Below are 16,991 nucleotides of genomic sequence, written 5' to 3'. Positions count from 1 at the left end.
ATCCTTTCACGGGCCCCTCGCGCGTGTGCCGCTGAAATCGTGCAGTCCGCCAGGAAGCCCTTCGTCTGAACCCAGACGGATGCGGGCGCAACCGCTGGCGCCGGCCGGAAGGAATCGCGCCGGGCGCTACAGTTCCACGCATGAGCGCCGCCCCTGGCCCCCAGGTCCATTTCCGCACCTGCAACCTGTGCGAGGCCATGTGCGGCCTGCGCATCGAGCTGGACGCCGGACGCATCACCGCCATCCGAGGTGACGCGGAGGACCCCTTCAGCCGGGGCCACGTCTGCCCCAAGGCGCTGGCGCTGGAGGACCTGCACCAGGACCCGGACCGGCTGCGCGGCCCCCTGCGGCGCACCGCCACCGGCTGGGAGCCCGTCTCCTGGGACGACGCGTTGGATGAGAGCGCGCGCCGCCTGCACGCCATCCAGCGGGAGCATGGGCGTGACGCGGTGGGCTCGTACCTGGGCAACCCCAACGTCCACAACCTGGGCAACATGCTGTTCGGCCCGGAGCTGCTGCGCACGCTGCGCTCGCGCAACCGCTTCTCCGCGACGTCCGTGGACCAGCTCCCCCACCAGTTCGCCGCCTACCTGATGTTCGGCCACCAGTTGCTGGTGCCCATTCCCGACCTCGACCACACCGGCTACCTGCTCGTGCTGGGCGCCAACCCCCTGGCGTCCAACGGCAGCCTGATGACGGCGCCCGACATCCGCGCCCGCCTGCGCGCCATCCAGCAGCGCGGCGGGCGCGTCGTGGTGATGGACCCGCGCCGCACGGAGACGGCCGCCATCGCCGACGCGCACGTCTTCATCCGCCCCGGCACCGACGCGCTCGCGCTGCTCGCGATGCTGCACGTGGCACTGGTGGAGCACGCGCCGCGCCTGGGGCCGCTGGATGCCTTCACGCAGGGGCTGGAGACGGTGTGCGCGCTGGCCCGGGACTTCTCCCCGGAGCAGGTCGCGCCGCACACGGGCGTGCCCGCGCCCACCCTGCGCCGCATCGCCCGGGACTTCCTCTCCGCGCGCGCCGCCGTGTGCTACGGCCGCATGGGCCTGTCCACCCAGTCCTTCGGCGCGCTGTGCCAGTGGCTCATCACCGTGCTCAACGTGGTGAGTGGCAACCTGGACCGGCGCGGCGGCGCCATGTTCACCCTGCCCGCGTTCGACATCGTCGGAGGCCCCCGGGCCCTGGCCGTGGGCCGCGGCAGCTTCGGCCGCTGGAAGAGCCGCGTGCGAGGGCTCCCGGAGTTCGCGGGCGAGCTGCCCTCGGCCGCGATGGCCGAGGAGCTGGACACCCCGGGCCCGGGCCGCGTCCGCGCGCTCGTCACCGTGGCGGGCAACCCCGTGCTGTCCACGCCCAATGGCGCGCGGCTGGAGCGGGCGCTCGCGGGCCTGGACTTCATGGTGAGCATCGACCCGTACCTCAACGAGACGACGCGCCACGCGCACCTCATCCTCCCGCCGGTGTCACCGCTGGAGCGCGGCCACTACGACGTCGCCTTCCACGCGCTGGCCGTGCGCAACACCGCGAAGTACTCGCCCGCCCTCTTCGAGCCGGGGCCCGGGAGCCGCCAGGACTGGCAGATTCTGCTCGGCCTCCAGCACCGGCTGCTCACGCTGCGCAAGGGCCGCCCCTCCGTGCGCGCCACGCTCAAGTACCAGGCCCTGTCCCGGCTGGGCCCGGAGCGCGTGCTGGACCTGGGCTTGCGCCTGGGGCCCTACGGCGCCCGCTTCCACCCGGCGAAGCACGGCCTCAGCCTGGCGAAGCTGCGACAGGCGCCCCACGGCCTCGACCTGGGAGCGCTCCAGCCCTGCCTGCCCCAGCGGCTCCAGACGAAGGACCAACGCATCCACCTGGCGCCGGAGCCACTGGTGGCGGACGTGCGGCGCCTGCGGGAAGCCTTCGCCCGGGGCGCGGCCTCCGCGCCGGGCAGCGGAGAGCTGCTGCTCATCGGCCGGCGGCACCTGCGCGACAACAACTCCTGGATGCACAACGTGCAGGGCCTGCTGAAGGGCAAGCCGCGCTGCACGTTGATGATGCACCCCCAGGACGCGGCCCGGCGGGAGCTGGCGGACGGAATGGAGGCCACCGTCACCTCGCGCGTGGGCACGGTGACGGTGCCCGTCCACGTCACGGACGAGGTGATGCCTGGCGTGGTGAGCCTGCCCCATGGCTACGGGCACGGGCGCCAGGGCACCCGGCTCGCCGTGGCCGCCGCGCACGCGGGCGCCAGTCACAACGACCTCACGGACGAGCAGGCCGTGGACGCGCTCTGCGGCAACGCCGCCTTCAGCGGCACGCCGGTGCGGGTGCGGCGGGCAGCGGCGCCCGGAGCCGCCACACCAGCGGGATGAGCGCGCCAATCACCACGAAGAGCAGCTGCACCAGGTGACCGAGCAGCGCCACCGACATGGCGCGCGCGGCCGTGGTGTCCAGCACGCCCGCCGCCAACGCGAAGGCGCCGTCACTGACGCCCACCTGCCCCGGCACCAGCGAGCCCACCGCCAGCGCGCACAGGTAGAGCCCCTGGGCGAACAGCGCCTGCACCACCGAGGTGTCGATGCCCACCGCGTACGTCAGCACGCCGTACTGCGCCACCTGGAGCACCCGGCTGCACAGGAACGCGAGCATGGGCGACCAGGGCAGCAGCGCGCCACACCGCGCCGAGGCCTGGAACTGCTCCGCGTGGAGCGCCCAGCGGCTGAAGCGGCACACCAGCCACGCGCCGGGCCGCTTCGCGCGCATGCACGCGCGCACGCCCACCGACAGCAGCACCAGCAGCACGCCATGCGCCAGCATGAGGCCGGTGAAGAGGGACATGCCCGTGAGCAGGTAGGACGCCAGCGCGCAGGGGAACGAGATGAAGCCGCCCGCCGCCAGTGACGCGGCCTGGGAGGTCGCCGCCGCGGCGGTGGCTGTTCCTCCTCCCATGTAGGGGCTCAGCAGGGCCGCCTTGGTGGCCTCCGCCGCGGCGCGGCCCGCCGGGGCCAGGCTGGACACCGCGGTGCCGATGAGCTGCGCGCGGGCCAGGACGCGCCAGGGTACGCGCTCCGCACAGGGGCCGTAGGCGCGGCGCGTGGCCAGTCCGTCCATGCACTGCCGGCCCAGCTCCAGCAGCACCACCCACGGCAGCCAGGGCGCCGCGCCGGCCAGCACGACGCCCAGCTCGCGAGGCCCCGCCTTGTGGACCAGCAACGCCAGCGTGCCCACGCCGGCCAGCGCGAAGACGGGACGAAGCCCTACCCCCATCCACCGCTTCAGGGTCCGCTTCGGCGCCGCTGCTTCAGCGACGCCGGCCGGCCGGGCCAGGGACAACTCCCCGTGCGCGTTGCTCACCATCGACCTCCTCGCCGTCCCGTTGCCCGCAGCGGAAGGTGGGCAGCGACAGCGCCAGTGGCGAGCCCCGTCTGTCCGCCTGTCCCCGCCCGAGGTGGGACGACGTCCAGCGGTGGACAGGCCTGGGTCCCTGGCGAATGCGGTGGTGAACCCCCTTGGACGCTCGGCGCGCCCTGAAACGATTCAACGCCGGGCATCGCGGGCGACAGCCGCCCCACCTCGCGGATGGGCTGCTTCCGCATCCGCATCTGCCTCAACCACGTTCCGAGGGCGCAATCCCTGGAAACGCGTAAGGCCCTGGCCGCATTGGCGCGCGGCACCCCCGATGCTGGTCAACAGCCCCGCTCGCTTGGGCTCCAGCCGTCAAGCAGGAGCGGCAAATCCCGGGGCTGACGCACTGCGGGCGGCCTGCCAAACAGGAGCTACGTAGAAATCGAAGGGCCAGTCTGCCCCTACCGACTCCCCAGCCAGGGTGATAGACGCACGATGTCAGGCCACGATTCGTCCGCACATCATGCGAAACCAGAACACCGCACCGAGTCTGTTGTGCCTCTTGGCCGCCCTGTCGCTGGGGTGCTCCAGCAGCGCGACCACCACGGCCAGCCGCCGCGGTGCCTATGCCTTGGCCTCCTGCACTGACACCGTCTCGTGCTGCATCCAGCGCAACCCCGGCATGCCTGACGCGTGCGGCCTCACGGCAGCCGAAGTCGCCTCGCACATGGCCGGCATCAAGATGGCGGTGGAGGCAGCGGCCGAAGAGGAGAACGCACACAACGCGGAACTCCCCGAATGGAAGCGCCGCTGCATTTCGACCTACGCGGAGTGCAAAGAAGCTGACTGGATGGGCTCTTGTTACGACTGCTTTCGCTATTGCGAGGGGCAGGAGGAATGGCCCGTCAACAAGTGCCGTCCGCGCAAAGGCAATAAGTAACAGCTCATGGCCAAAGAACTCGAATGGGAACCAGTCCGCGCGCTGGCACGGCAAGTACGGAACGGGGAGCCGCTAGCCCTTACCGACGAAGTGAAAGCCCTGTTGACACGCACTGCTCCCGAGGTGGGCATCAGCGATGCCGATGCGGCCTCGTCCCTTGGATCTCGCGCTGGCGCGGAAGCTCTGCTCTTGGAGTGCGCACGCCGCATCAAGGAAGGATCCAACCGCATCGTTGACGCGCTCCATCGAGCGAAGCGGCATCGACAGGCAGGGGACTTCGACAGCGCCCGCCAAGAAATGCGGGATATCCTCGCCATTGAAGTGGTTCCGCTCTACCGAGAGATCGCTGAAGACCAGCTCGAAGACATGGCCGACGAGCCGTAACGGCAACAGGGACGCGACTGACGCTGAGCCCCGCCGCACTCAGGTGTCGCCACCAGTTCCAGGCGGCGCCGGCTCCACGGGCGGCGCCCCCCCTGCCGCACGCGGCATCAGTCCGCGCCGCCAGACGCATCCATGTACGCGGCCACCGTCCGTGCCGAGTCCCGCGCCGCCGTCACGGCCTCGCACCGCATGGTCCATTCGTGCTGACCGAGTCCCGCGCCGCCCGGCGCTCCCGTGGGCGCGGCATGCACAGCTCGAGCATCACCTCGTGGGCCCGCTTCGCCATGTCGTGCAGCTCCGCCGCCGCCTCCTCCGGGCCGTAGGCATCGCCCTCCCCCAGCCAGCGGTGGAGGACCGTCGCCAGCGCGCTCGCCGTCTGATAACTGCAAGCACATCCGCCGCTGCCGTGACGACGGCCCCGTCCAATGGCAACTTCGCATGGACTTGGAGTTGTGGCTGGCCGAGAGGACTCGCGCTCGCGGAGCACCGCCTCCCAGAGATGGTCACGGGACAGCACCCGTCGCCGCTGCAAAGCAATGGGAGCGTGCCACGTGCCACGTGCCGCGGCATCGGCGAGCCGAGCCGAGCCGAGCCGAGCCTCACGGTGCGGTAACTCGATAGGGCGCCCTCCTTTGCTCACCTCCCATTCCAGGCGCAAGCCAGGAAGCGCTCGTTCCATGCCCCTGACGACCGCGAATGGGTGGCCGTCATGCCCCATGAGTGCAGGCGCATAGATGGTCAGTTCGAGGTGCTTTCGCGTGAACGCCATGCGGCCGGAGGGTCGCCCCCAGGCGTGAGCTCAGGCCCAGGGCCCCTGGAACAACGCCCCAAAGCGCAAGGCCAGCTCCATGCGCCGCGTCAGCAGCGCCCCCCACGCCGTGGCCTCGGATGTCCAGGTGGCCACCGACAGGCCATGCGCCTCGAACACCGCCATCGCGTCGTTGTTCACGCTCAAGGACTTCAACAGCCGCGTGTAGTCCAGCAGCGTGCGCAGCCGGCCCTCCGGGAAGCACACCTCCATGTCGAGCGGCTCCAATGGCCCACCGGGGTTCAGCAACACCAACGGCGCGCGGGGCGGAGTGAGCTCCACGTCGAGCCTGGGCGGCGCGGCCTCCACCTGCCGCGCCATCAACTCCCGCTGGCGCTCCAGGTCGCGCTGGCGAGACGCCTCCACCATGCGCCGCAGCGCATCCTCACGCGCCTGGTCCTCCCGCTGCCGCTTCCGTTCGAGTTGCTCACGCATCAGCCGGACATCCACCTCGATGTCCCCCAGGAAGTCGCGTGAGTCGCCCTGCTCGCTCGACGTGGGAGACGCGGCGAGGACACGCTCCCGGAAGCCAGGGAACCAGGACAGGAAGTGCTCCGCGTCCGCGTCCAGCGCGTCCACGCCCCGCCGCACCCCGCCCGACAGCACCGCCGCCGCGGACGACACCGCGAGCGAGGTGCAACGCGGCCATGCGTCCACCCGGGCCTCCGCCGCCGACCACACAGGAGGAAGGCGGCGGGACAGGTCCTCCAGCGGGGCCTCGCGGACCAGGGCATCCACGTGCGACGGCAGTTGCTCCGGGGCGTCCACCGGCCACCATGTCTGGAAGCTCACCACCGCGTCAGGCTCCGCCGCCTGCTGTCGCTCCCAGAGCGCCGTCCGCCACGGCGCGAAAGCAACCAACAGGTCCGCGCGCTCGTCCGGATGCGCCTGGAAGCGCTCCCACACCACGCCGATGAACACCCCCTGCTGGCCACCGCCGCTCCACGCGCGCACCGCCTTCGCCAGCGGCGCCAGCAAGCGCTCGCGGCCCGCCCCAGCCCACAGCGCCATCAACAACCGCGCGCCCTGCGCGGGAGCAAGCGCCTCGCCCCACCGCGCCCGCGAGGGCAGCGACAACACCGCCGCCAGCAGCGGCTCCGTGCACGGCGCCTCGTGGACCCAGGTGTGCAACCAGCGCGCATCCTCCGCGTCGACGAGCGTGAGGAAGCGGGAGAAGGCCAGGTCCGGGAAGCGACTGGCGCGCCGGGACGGCGGCTCGCGGGCCAGGGACTCGGCGACGGCGGAGACGAAGGCGCGCGTCTCCTCCACGGCGTGCGCGCCCGAGTCCGCGGCGGCCCACCCGAGGAAGCGCAGCGCATCCTCCGCGGGGAGGCGCGCCAGGCGCGCGAGCGCCCAGTCCGCCCACAGCGCGCGCTCCTCCGCGGACAGCTCGGCGAAGGGCCGCGCCTGGGCCCAGGCATGCAGCGCCTCCGCCAGGCTGCCCTCCACCCGGTCCGACACCGCGAGCAGCGCGCTCAGCGTCCCCGGCGGCGCCTGCGTGGGCAGCCGCCGCAGGACGGTGATGGCGAAGTCCGCATCCCCTCGCGACGCCATCCGCGCGAGCAACCGCACCGAGCCCACCTCCGCCAGCGCCCGGCGCGCCTCCGCCGCCCGCTCCAGGTCCGTGGCCTCCTCGGCCGCGAGGAGTCCCTCCTCGTCCCGCAAGCAGAGCGCACATTCAAAGCGCACGTCCGCGTCCGGATGGAGCAGTCCCTCACGCAGCGCGAGCAGCAGCTCCCCCTCCGCCGCCCGCCCGGTGGCGCGCACCCACGCCACGGCGGCGCGGGCCGCCAGCTCGGGAAAGCGCCCGAAGACGGCACGCGCGCGCTGCGCGAGGCGCTCCCTGGACACCCGGGCCCTGCGCGCACGGGGCCACACCCGCCACCGGGTGAGCGCCAGCGCCGCCTCGCAGCCGAAGAGCCCTTCATCCTCCAGGCACGCCAGCGCCATATCGAGCGCCGCGTCCGAAGGCGCCCCGCCATGGACCTCCACCAGCGCGGACAGCCACTGCGGCTCCAGCGCGGGGACAGGCGTGTGGAGTCCCTCCTCCGGCTCGGCGGACACCTCCTCCGGCGCGTGCCAGGGAAGCCGCCGGGCCCACCGGTCCTCGGCCTCCTCCTCGTACCCCCGCAGCCACAGCGCCCGCGCATCGCGGCGCACGTCGACGAGCAACCGCCCCACCCGGGCCCACAGCCTCGCGTAGCGCGCCTCCAGGCGCTCCGCCATCGAGGTGGGGAGGAGCATCACCCGCTCCGCCAGCGCATACCGGTCCACCCCCGCGTGCGCCAGCATCCGCGCGGCGCCGTACTGCTCCGGAGGAACCGGGCCGCAGTCACACCGAGGGCACAGGAGCCCCGGCGCTCGGAAACGCGTGCAGGCCGGACAGCGAACCTGGGCCCCTCGGCGGGCACCGTTCTCCAACGGGGGAGGCATTCGCCTTCTCTACACCGGCTGAGGCCCCAACACCCCACCCTCAACCGTCGCGGCGTAAATGTACGGCGAAGCCACACGCCGTCCGTGAGTCTTTCGTCACGCCCTGGCGCTGTCGTGACGTCAGGTGTTCCAATTCCTCTCAGCCTCCGGTTGTCACGCGGAGGCCAGACGCAAGGAGCGGCCCGATGAACCCCGTGGAGCGCGCGGCGCAGGCCTCTCCGTCGCTGCTGTCCGGCGGGCTCGCGGCCCGTGGCCCGGCGCGCATCTCGTCTGTTGCAACGAGCAGTCCCACCCAAGGAGGAACACCTCATGAAGCAGACCTTCGCAGTGCTCGCGGCGCTCGCCGTGTCAACCCTGGTGGCCTGCGGCGGCGTTGAGGCCGTCGAGCCGCAGGAGGCGCTGGGCCAGGAGTCGAGCGCCCTCGTCACCTGTTCCACGTCCTGCGCCAATGGCACGACGCTGTCGTGTTCGGGCACCACCTGCTCCGCCTCGGACCAGGACTTCGTCCAGTGCAACGGCAACTACCAGTACTGCCCGCCCCCGGAGCCGCCGCCCGACTGCACGAACCCGAGCAACATGTGCGTGAACATCAACGGCACCCGCTGCGCCACCCCGGGCACCTCGCGTGACTGCTGCGTGCCAGGCATCCCCACCGGCGGCTGCTTCTGCCGCTCCAACGGCACGTGGATCTGCACCATCCCCGCCGATCCGCAGTAGACCCTCTCCGCCCCCTTCCTCCTCGCCTTCGAGGACGTGCTGGCGGCGTAACGCCTGGAAATAGAACGCCGGACGGGAGCGTGGCTCCCGCCCGGCGTGGGTGCGACAGCGCGCGGACTACTTGCCGCGGACGATGGACTCGCCCTGGACGGTCAGCGCGGTGGCGGCGGCCGTCATGTCGATGCCCGTGAAGCTGGTGTACGGGTAGTGGCCGTCACCCACCTCCTCGACGAACTCGACGTAGTCACCGCTGACCTGGCGGCCGTCGAAGTTGAACGTGAAGGCGCCCGGCGTGGCGCTGCGGAAGGCCCACACGCAGGCGCCCGAGGAGATGGGGTCATTCGCGCCGAAGGCCGTGTGGTTGCGGAAGCCCGTGTGGATGGGCGTGAAGCGGATGTGGATGTCGTACCAGGACGCGTCCAGCGGGAACCACAGGCCGCGGTTGATGTGGCGGGCCTGCAGGTGGCCGCCGCTGTACACGTACACGCTGTAGTTGGAGCCACCCGGCGTGCCGGTGAACTGCGGCCGGAAGGTCACCCGGCCCGGCTCGCTGCCGATGCCGACCTCGATGGAGCTGACCACCTGGTCGCCATCACGCGCCGCCAGGGCGAAGCCCTGACCCGCCTTGGCCAGGTCCTGGAAGACGGCCTGCTGCTCCCACTGGGTCGCGGCGGCGAAGGTGCTGGAGACACCGTCGTTCGTGGCCTTGGCCAGGCCCGTGACTTCGAGGCCCTTCTCCGTGCGCGCCAGCTTCGCGTCGCCCGTCGCGCAGCTCGTGATGCCGGCGAAGGACTCGACGCACTGCTGCTTCACGGGCGCTTCCTGGTTCGTCAGCGCGTCCGCCTCAGGCTGCGACTCCTCGCCCTGGCAACCCGCGGCCGTCAGACTCAGGAGTGCTGCCGCCATCAGGCGGCCCGTCAGCTTGATGCTCATGGATGAAAAACCTCTCGTTGGGGGATGACGATTGCCGGGTCCGCTTGGGACCCGCGGGCCGCGTCTGCACCCCGCGCGCCAGGACCTGCCGGACAGCGCCCCCCACTCGGAGAAGCGCCTCGCGGCACCGCCCCCACCGGCCTCCGCCGTAGCGCCAGGCGTCACAGATGCCCGGCGGCTGTGGCGCGCCTCGTTACAGCCCAGGCCGCTCGACGCCAGCGCCCGTGCGGGCCCTCCACCACCTGGCGAACGGGTCAAACCAGACACCCGCACTGCGGGGTGGGCGGCTCCACGATTTCGTCACGACCCGCCATATCCCCTATGCTTCCCCCCGGTCGCCCGGGGGCCCGGCCCGATTTCCTCCCGGAGAAGGCTGGACGATGAACAGCGCAAGCGTGAATGACTCTCCCGCGGATCGCCGTCGCTTTCCCCGGCTCGAGGCGCCGCTCTACGCAAGGCCGGCGCGGCTGAGGCGCGTGGACAAGCAGCAGGTGCTGGACGCCAGCCTGGGGGGCATCCGCATCTACTCCGACGAGCAATACGCGCAGGACTCGGAGCTGGAGCTGGACCTGTTCCTCCGCGACGGCTCGTCGTTGGAGTGCAAGGCGCGCGTGGCGTGGACGCGGAAGCTCCCCAAGGACGGCGTGGCGCGCTTCGAGGTTGGCCTGGCCTTCACGGACGTCCCGCCGCTGGCCATGGACAAGCTCAAGTCGGTCCTCGTGTCAGACGAAGAGGGCGGCCCGGGCGGCTCATAGCCGCGCGGTGGTGGGGACGCCCTCCAGGGCCTCCTCCAGCACGGCGTGCAGCTCCTGCTCCAGTCCCGGCACCGAAGCCCGCCGGAGCGCGCCGCCGCCCATGAAGAGGGACAGGCCTTCCAGGAAGGCGACCACCAGCGCCGCGCGGCGCTCCAGTTGGGACGGGCCGAGCCCGGGAGCCAGCTCACGCAGCAGCTCCACGATGCCCGCCCGGTAGCCCGCGTAGAAGACGGCGAGCGCGTCCGCGACCATCTCATCCCGCGCGGCGAGCGCCCACAGCTCCGCGAAGAGCTGGCAGTGACGCGGTGACTCCTGGTCTTCCAGCAGCGCCTCCAACGCGCGCCGCAGCCGCTCCACGGGGGAACGTCCGCCCTCCTCCACCCGCGCGAGCACCCGCTGGCTGGCGGCCTCCAGGTAGCGCGCGAGCAGCGCACGCACCACGTCCTGCTTCGCGGGGAAGTAGTACTGGAGGTTGCCCACGCTGAGCCCGGCCCGCTGCGCCACCCGGCGCAGCGTGAGGCCTGAATGGCCCTCCTCCACGAGGGTGTCGGTGGCCGCGTCGAGGATGGACGCCACGCGCTCGGTCCCCTTGGCGTGGACCGCCGTCCCCTCACGCGGCTTCGACGATGGCAGCTTCCCTCGTGTGGCACGTGGCATCAGGCCGCCTCCCGGCGCGGTTGTGCCTCGAACCGGGCCTGGACGCCACAATCGCGCAAGACCGCCAGCGCCAGCTCGGGGCGCGCGTCGTGTTCCGGGAGCCACACGCCCGCGGCGAGCGCCGGCGCGCCATCCCGTCCCAGCAGCCGCTCCACCCCCAGCAGCGCGCCCACGGCCGTGAGGTGGGCCTGTCCCTTCGGGTCCACCACCTCGATGCGCAGCGCGCCGCGAGCCCCCTCCACGTCCGCCACCCAGGCCGCCTCGCCGCCCTTGCCGCTGCTGGCCATCAGCGCGCGCCGCATCGGCGTCAGCCGGGGATGCTGGAGCAGCCGCAGCAGGCCCACCTGCTGGAGCGCCGCGAGCAGCCAGGTGACGGCGCCTGAGTCGAACCCCAGCCGGGTCGACACCGTGTGGGCCCCCAGCACCAGCGGCAGCGTGGTCTGCTCGGGCGTGTCCAGCCGGAAGACACGCGTGGGCCGCCCATCCGGGAACAGCACCCGCCGGCCTTCCGTCAGCGGCAACACCTGCCGCTCCGCGCCTCCCTCCGTGATGTCGAAGGTCAGCCCCAGCCGGTCCATGTACTCCAGCGAGTCCGGCCCCGCCTGGTCCGCCAGGGCGAAGCGGATGCCCACGTCGACGCGCTCGACGCGCCCCACCTGCTCCGCCGCGCCCGCGACGAGCCTGGGCACCAACCCCGCCATCCACGCGGAGCTGAGCAGGACGGGCGCCCGGGGAGGAGTCCCCGCCAGCCGCAGCACCGCCGCCTTCAAGCGCGACGTCCAGCGGGTGATGTCCAGCACCGCCACGCCCTCCCGCACCGCCGAGCGCAGCACCGCATCCTCCGGGTCATTGACCAACGACACCACGGCCCTGGGCCGCCCGGCCAGCGACGCCAGCGGGTCGGGCGCCGCCACGTCCAGCACCGCCGCCTCCGCGTTCCCCAACCTCCGGGCCAGGGCCTCGGCGGGCTCGCGGCGGCGCCCCGCGATGACCAACGGCAGCTCCGGATGCCGCTCCCGCAACAACCGCGCGAGCCACGTCCCCACCACCCCATAGCCCCCAACCAGTACGACACTCTCTTCGGTCACCATCGCGCGCTCCACCCGCCTGGCGTGGGCCATTCCACACCGGTCGCGCCATTTATTAGGTCACATGACCTATATTTTCACGACAATCGTCCAGGCCATTCGGCTGGGGGCGTTGTGCTCGGGCCGCGGCTGCCCCAGGCTTGTCGGGGTGAAGCGGTCCGAGCAGATGACGGTGGCGCAGCCCCGGCGGGCCGGGTTCGCGAGGCTCGCCTTCGAGCGCACCGGCCCGCGCACCATCGTCCGCACCGCCCTGGCGCACAGCCCGCTGCGGCTGCTCACGCCCCGCAACCACGGCCACGCGGCCTGGGCCTACACCAGCTCGTTCGGAGGCGGGCTGGTGGACGGGGACCAGGTCTCCCTGGAGGTGGACGTGGCCGCGGGGGCCACGGCGCTCGTCGCCAGCCAGGGCGCCAACCGCGTCTACCGCTCTCCCCGAGGCTGCCGGAGCGACCTGAGCGCCCGCGTGGAGGAAGGCGGGCTGCTGGCCTTCGTCCCGGACCCCACCGCGTGCTTCACCGGCGCCCGCTACGCCCAGACGCTGGACGTGCGGCTGGCCCCCGGCGCCTCCCTGGTGCTCGCGGACGTCCTCACCGCTGGCCGCGGCGCCAGCGGTGAGCGCTGGGCCTTCGCCCACTACGACTCCACGCTGCGCGTCTGCGTGGGCGGACGCGCGCTCGTGGATGAGCGCTGGCTGCTGGACCCACGGCAGGGCGCGCTGCCCGAGCGCCTGGGCCGCTTCAACGCGCTGGCCACCGTGCTGCTGGTGGGCCCCGCGCTCGCGGACGCACGTGAGGCGCTCGCCGCGCGGCTCGCCGCGCTTCCGGTGACGTCTCGCGCGGAGCTGGTCCCCAGCGTCAGTCCGCTGGGCCCGGACGGCCTGCTGCTCCGGGCCGCCGCTGTCTCCGTGGAGGCGGTGTTGCACACCACACACGCGTGGCTGTCCTTCCTGCCAGCGCTGTTGGGCGACAACCCCTGGGCCCGCCGCGCCTGAGGGGGCCACCTTGGAAGCCATTGACGCAACGCGCTAGCCTGACGGGGTGCACCTCTCCCCTCGCGATGTCGACAAGCTGCTGCTGCATCAGGCGGGCTTCCTCGCCCAGAAGCGCCTCGCGCGCGGGGTCCGGCTCAACTACCCGGAGGCGGTGGCGCTCATCGCCACGCAGCTCCTGGAGTTCATCCGCGACGGCAGGGGCGTGGCCGAGCTGATGGACCTGGGCCGCCAGCTCCTGGGGCGCGCGCAGGTGATGGACGGCGTGCCGGAGCTGCTGGCGGAGGTGCAGGTGGAGGGCACCTTCCCGGACGGCTCCAAGCTGGTGACGGTGCACCACCCCGTGGTGGCCGAGCACGGCGACCTGGCGCTGGCGCTGTACGGCAGCTTCCTCCCCGTCCCCCCGCTGGAGCGCTTCGGCGCGGCGACACCGCCGGAAGGACGCCCCGGCGAGGTGCGGGTGCGGCCGGGCGACGTGGTGCTCAACGAGGGACGCGACCCCGTCACCGTCAGCGTCACCCACCGGGGCGACCGGCCCATCCAGGTGGGCAGCCACTACCACTTCTTCGAGACGAACCGCGCGCTGGTGTTCGACCGCGCCCGGGCCTACGGCCGCCGGCTGGACATCCCCGCGGGCACGGCGGTGCGCTTCGAGCCCGGTGAGCGCAAGACGGTGCAGCTCGTCGCCATCGCCGGTGACGCGGTGGTGCGCGGCGGCAACGCGCTGGGCAGCGGGGAGGTGACGCCGGAGGGACAGGCCCGCGCCCTGGAGGCGGTGCGCGCGCGGGGCTTCGGTCACGAGGAGGAGCGCTGATGAGCCGGAAGATGGACCGCCGCCACTACGCGGACATGTTCGGTCCCACCACGGGAGACCGGGTGCGGCTGGGTGACACGGGGCTGTGGGCGGAGGTGGAGCGCGACGCCACCGTCTACGGCGACGAGTGCAAGTTCGGCGGCGGCAAGGTGCTGCGCGAGGGCATGGGCCAGCAGGCCGGCGTGGGGGACGCGGACGCGCTCGACTGCGTCATCACCAACGCGCTCATCCTGGACTGGACGGGCATCTACAAGGCGGACATCGGCCTCAAGGGCGGCCGCATCGCCGGCATCGGCAAGGCGGGCAATCCGGACGTCATGGCCGGAGTCACGCCGGGCATGGTGGTGGGCGTGACGACGGAGGCCATCGCCGGGGAGGGCCTCATCGTCACCGCGGGCGCGCTGGACACGCACATCCACTTCATCTGTCCCCAGCAGGCGGATGAAGCGCTGGCCAGCGGCGTCACGACGTGGGTGGGCGGCGGCACCGGGCCCGCCACTGGCACCAAGGCCACCACCTGCACGCCGGGCGCGTGGAACCTCCAGCGGATGCTGGAGGCCACGGACACCCTTCCGCTGAACATCGGCCTCACCGGCAAGGGCAACACGTCCATGCCGCACGGGCTGGTGGAGCAGGTTCGCGCGGGCGCCATCGGCCTGAAGCTGCACGAGGACTGGGGCACCACGCCGGCCGCCATCGACACCTGCCTCACCCTGGCCGAGGGCGAGGACATCCAGGTCACCATCCACACGGACACGCTGAATGAGTCCGGCTACGTGGATGACTCGCTGGCCGCGTTCAAGGGCCGCACCATCCACACCTACCACTCCGAGGGCGCGGGCGGCGGGCACGCGCCGGACATCATCCGCGTGTGCGGCGAGCCCAACGTGCTGCCCAGTTCGACGAACCCCACGCGCCCGTACACGGTGAACACGCTGGATGAGCACCTGGACATGCTCATGGTGTGTCACCACCTGGACCGGGAGATTCCAGAGGACGTGGCCTTCGCGGAGAGCCGCATCCGCGGGGAGACCATCGCCGCGGAGGACATCCTTCACGATTTGGGCGCCATCAGCATCATGGCCTCCGACAGCCAGGCCATGGGCCGCGTGGGCGAGGTCATCTGCCGGACGTGGCAGACGGCGCACAAGATGCGCGAGCAGCGCGGCCGACTCCCCGACGAGCGCGGCGACAACGACAACGTGCGCATCCGCCGCTACGTGGCGAAGTACACCATCAACCCCGCCATCGCCCACGGCATGTCCCACGAGGTGGGCTCGGTGGAGGTGGGCAAGCTGGCGGACCTGGTGCTGTGGAACCCGGCCTTCTTCGGCATCCGGCCGGAGCTGGTGGTGAAGGGCGGCTTCATCGCCTGGGCGCAGATGGGCGACGCCAACGCGTCCATCCCCACGCCGCAGCCCTACATGATGCGGCCCATGTTCGGCGCGCGCGGCCGCGCGCTGGGCGCCACCAGCGTGGCCTTCATCTCCGGGCGCGCCTTCGCCGAGGGCACGGTGAAGGACCTGGGCCTCACCAAGCGGCTGGTCGCGGTGAGCGGCTGCCGCGACCTGGGCAAGAAGGACATGAAGCTCAACGACGCGATGCCCGCCATCACCGTGGACCCGGAGACGTATGAGGTCCGCGCGGACGGGGAGCTGCTGCGCTGCGAGCCCGCGACGCGCCTGCCCCTGGCCCAGCTCTACTCGCTGTTCTGAGAGGCGCGCGAGGCATGGGCTCGACGTGGCGGGTGCTGCAACTGGCGGACTCCGGCTTTCCCACCGGCGGCTTCGCGCACTCCGGGGGGCTGGAGGCCGCGGTGCAGCTTGGCGAGGTGCGCGGCCCCGCGGAGCTGCGGCGCTTCGTGCGCGACTTGCTGTGGCAGACGGGCCAGGGCGCGCTGCCCCTGTTGAGCGCCGCGCACCGCGAGCCCTCGTCGCTGCCCGCGCTGGATGCTCGCGCGGAGGCGTTCCTCGCCAGCCACGTGGCCAACCGCGCCAGCCGCACGCAGGGCCGGGCCTTCCTGGACACCTGCGCCCGCATCTTCCCAGGGCCAGTGGGCCCCGTGCGCGAGGCGGCCCGCGCCGCCGGGCTGCGCTTCCACCACGCGCCCGTCTTCGGCGCGGTGCTGCACGCGCTGGACGTGTCGCTGGAGGACGCGCAGCAGCTCTTCCTGTCCCTCACCTTGAGGGGCGCGCTGTCCGCGGCGGTGCGCCTGGGCATCGCGGGCACGCATGAATCCCACCAGCTCCAGCACCAGGCCACGCCCCTGCTGGACGACGTGCTGGCGCGGTGCGCGGGGCTGGGGGTGGAGGCGCTGGCGCAGCCTTCTCCCCTGTTGGACTTGTTCGGCGCCACGCACGACCGGCTCTATTCCAGGCTCTTCCAGTCCTGAGGTGAAGCGCACATGCACGACGACCACCGCGGCCACGGCCACGACGACGACCATGACCACGAGCACGAGGAGTGGGACCACCCGGGCCACTACCACGAGCGCGAGGAGCCCCAGCGGCGCGACTACAAGGCGCGCGCCTTCACCATTGGCATTGGCGGGCCGGTGGGCAGCGGGAAGACGGCGCTGGTGCTGGCGCTGTGCCGCAAGCTGCGTGAGCGCCACCGGCTGGGCGTCGTCACCAACGACATCTTCACCCAGGAGGACGCGGAGTTCCTCGTGCGCAACCAGGCGCTGCCCCCGGAGCGCATCAAGGCGGTGGAGACGGGCGGCTGCCCCCACGCGGCCATCCGCGAGGACATCAGCCACAACCTGCTGGCGCTGGAGCAGTTGATGGAGGCGCTGTCCCCGGAGCTGCTCATCGTGGAGAGCGGCGGGGACAACCTGGCGGCGCAGTACAGCCGCGAGCTGGCGGACTACACCGTGTACGTCATCGACGTGGCCGGCGGAGACAAGGTGCCGCGCAAGGGCGGCCCCGGCATCACCCAGTCCGACCTGCTGGTCATCAACAAGACGGACCTGGCGCCGCACGTGGGCGCGGACCTGGGCGTCATGGACCGCGACGCGAGGAAGATGCGTGGCGCGGGCCCCTTCGTCTTCACCCAGGTCACCCGGGACGTGGGCGTGGACGCCGTGGCCGAGCACATCCTCGGCGCCTGGCGGAAGCAGACCGGCGCCCGGGGCGCCTGAGCCGCGCG

16 protein-coding genes are annotated in these 16,991 nt (G+C 72.2%); 10 read left to right on the top strand and 6 right to left on the bottom strand.

The window, feature by feature from the left end; translation table 11 throughout:
- The first annotated feature begins 140 nt into the window (after positions 1-140).
- Positions 141-2,354: a molybdopterin-dependent oxidoreductase gene (locus tag MYMAC_RS04360; protein ID WP_095957153.1), complete on the top strand. Its 2,214-nt coding sequence runs from the start codon at positions 141-143 to the stop codon at positions 2,352-2,354.
- Here MYMAC_RS04360 and MYMAC_RS04355 read toward each other — a convergent pair.
- Complete coding sequence (locus MYMAC_RS04355) at positions 2,290-3,339, bottom strand: lysylphosphatidylglycerol synthase domain-containing protein (protein WP_239989348.1); 1,050 nt, start codon at positions 3,337-3,339, stop codon at positions 2,290-2,292. The genes MYMAC_RS04360 and MYMAC_RS04355 overlap by 65 nt on opposite strands.
- A gap of 511 nt (positions 3,340-3,850) precedes the next feature.
- On the opposite strand from MYMAC_RS04355, the gene MYMAC_RS04350 reads away from it, so the two are divergent.
- The gene (locus MYMAC_RS04350; RefSeq protein WP_095957152.1) at positions 3,851-4,267 is read left to right on the top strand and encodes a hypothetical protein; all 417 of its coding nucleotides are present in this window, start codon (positions 3,851-3,853) and stop codon (positions 4,265-4,267) included.
- Positions 4,268-4,273: 6 nt separating this feature from the next.
- Complete coding sequence (locus MYMAC_RS04345; RefSeq protein WP_095957151.1) at positions 4,274-4,651, top strand: DUSAM domain-containing protein; 378 nt, start codon at positions 4,274-4,276, stop codon at positions 4,649-4,651.
- 261 nt (positions 4,652-4,912) lie between these two features.
- On the opposite strand, the gene MYMAC_RS38605 is transcribed toward MYMAC_RS04345, so the two are convergent.
- Together MYMAC_RS38605 and MYMAC_RS04335 are read right to left on the bottom strand one after the other, a co-directional pair.
- Entirely contained in the window at positions 4,913-5,221 is a 309-nt protein-coding gene (locus MYMAC_RS38605; RefSeq protein WP_420810044.1) for a DUF5953 family protein, read from the bottom strand.
- Between the two features lie 229 nt (positions 5,222-5,450).
- Positions 5,451-7,751 carry a hypothetical protein gene (locus MYMAC_RS04335; RefSeq protein WP_239989347.1) on the bottom strand — a complete coding sequence of 767 codons (2,301 nt, stop codon included), beginning with the start codon at positions 7,749-7,751 and terminating at the stop codon, positions 5,451-5,453.
- 450 nt (positions 7,752-8,201) lie between these two features.
- On the opposite strand from MYMAC_RS04335, the gene MYMAC_RS04330 reads away from it, so the two are divergent.
- Entirely contained in the window at positions 8,202-8,609 is a 408-nt protein-coding gene (locus MYMAC_RS04330) for a hypothetical protein (RefSeq protein WP_043709294.1), read from the top strand.
- 117 nt (positions 8,610-8,726) lie between these two features.
- Here MYMAC_RS04330 and MYMAC_RS04325 read toward each other — a convergent pair whose 3' ends face one another.
- Entirely contained in the window at positions 8,727-9,542 is an 816-nt protein-coding gene (locus tag MYMAC_RS04325; protein WP_013936010.1) for a hypothetical protein, read from the bottom strand.
- Between the two features lie 380 nt (positions 9,543-9,922).
- On the opposite strand from MYMAC_RS04325, the gene MYMAC_RS37595 reads away from it, so the two are divergent.
- Positions 9,923-10,297, top strand: coding sequence for a PilZ domain-containing protein (locus tag MYMAC_RS37595; RefSeq protein ID WP_013936011.1), 375 nt, complete (start codon positions 9,923-9,925; stop codon positions 10,295-10,297).
- Here the strand turns inward: MYMAC_RS37595 and MYMAC_RS04315 are convergent.
- Together MYMAC_RS04315 and MYMAC_RS04310 are read right to left on the bottom strand one after the other, a co-directional pair.
- Positions 10,292-10,954 (bottom strand): TetR/AcrR family transcriptional regulator, encoded by a 663-nt coding sequence (locus MYMAC_RS04315; RefSeq protein ID WP_095957148.1) that lies wholly within the window; start codon positions 10,952-10,954, stop codon positions 10,292-10,294. The two genes, MYMAC_RS37595 and MYMAC_RS04315, sit on opposite strands and share 6 nt — an antisense overlap.
- Positions 10,954-12,045, bottom strand: a complete 1,092-nt coding sequence (locus MYMAC_RS04310) for a saccharopine dehydrogenase NADP-binding domain-containing protein (RefSeq protein ID WP_204817384.1) — start codon at positions 12,043-12,045, stop codon at positions 10,954-10,956. Before MYMAC_RS04310 ends, MYMAC_RS04315 begins: the two co-directional genes overlap by 1 nt.
- A 61-nt stretch (positions 12,046-12,106) precedes the next feature.
- Here MYMAC_RS04310 and MYMAC_RS04305 point away from each other — a divergent pair, with 61 nt between their 5' ends.
- The 5 genes from MYMAC_RS04305 to ureG are packed head-to-tail and all read left to right on the top strand — an operon-like array spanning position 12,107 to position 16,983.
- Positions 12,107-13,033, top strand: coding sequence for an urease accessory protein UreD (locus MYMAC_RS04305; protein ID WP_239989346.1), 927 nt, complete (start codon positions 12,107-12,109; stop codon positions 13,031-13,033).
- 46 nt (positions 13,034-13,079) lie between these two features.
- A complete protein-coding gene (gene ureA, locus MYMAC_RS04300) occupies positions 13,080-13,844 on the top strand; it encodes an urease subunit gamma (RefSeq protein ID WP_095957145.1) in 765 nt (254 codons plus the stop codon).
- Positions 13,844-15,559 (top strand): urease subunit alpha, encoded by a 1,716-nt coding sequence (gene ureC / locus MYMAC_RS04295; RefSeq protein WP_095957144.1) that lies wholly within the window; start codon positions 13,844-13,846, stop codon positions 15,557-15,559. The genes ureA and ureC overlap by 1 nt, the downstream gene beginning before the upstream one ends.
- Before the next feature lie 14 nt (positions 15,560-15,573).
- Positions 15,574-16,236, top strand: coding sequence for an urease accessory protein UreF (locus MYMAC_RS04290; RefSeq protein WP_095957143.1), 663 nt, complete (start codon positions 15,574-15,576; stop codon positions 16,234-16,236).
- A 12-nt stretch (positions 16,237-16,248) separates the two neighbouring features.
- The gene (gene ureG / locus MYMAC_RS04285) at positions 16,249-16,983 is read left to right on the top strand and encodes an urease accessory protein UreG (RefSeq protein WP_095957142.1); all 735 of its coding nucleotides are present in this window, start codon (positions 16,249-16,251) and stop codon (positions 16,981-16,983) included.
- Positions 16,984-16,991: the final 8 nt, after the last annotated feature.

The organism is Corallococcus macrosporus DSM 14697 (assembly GCF_002305895.1).
GTDB classification, from domain to species: Bacteria; Myxococcota; Myxococcia; order Myxococcales; family Myxococcaceae; genus Myxococcus; species Myxococcus macrosporus.
This window is presented reverse-complemented; position numbering and strand designations above follow the sequence as displayed.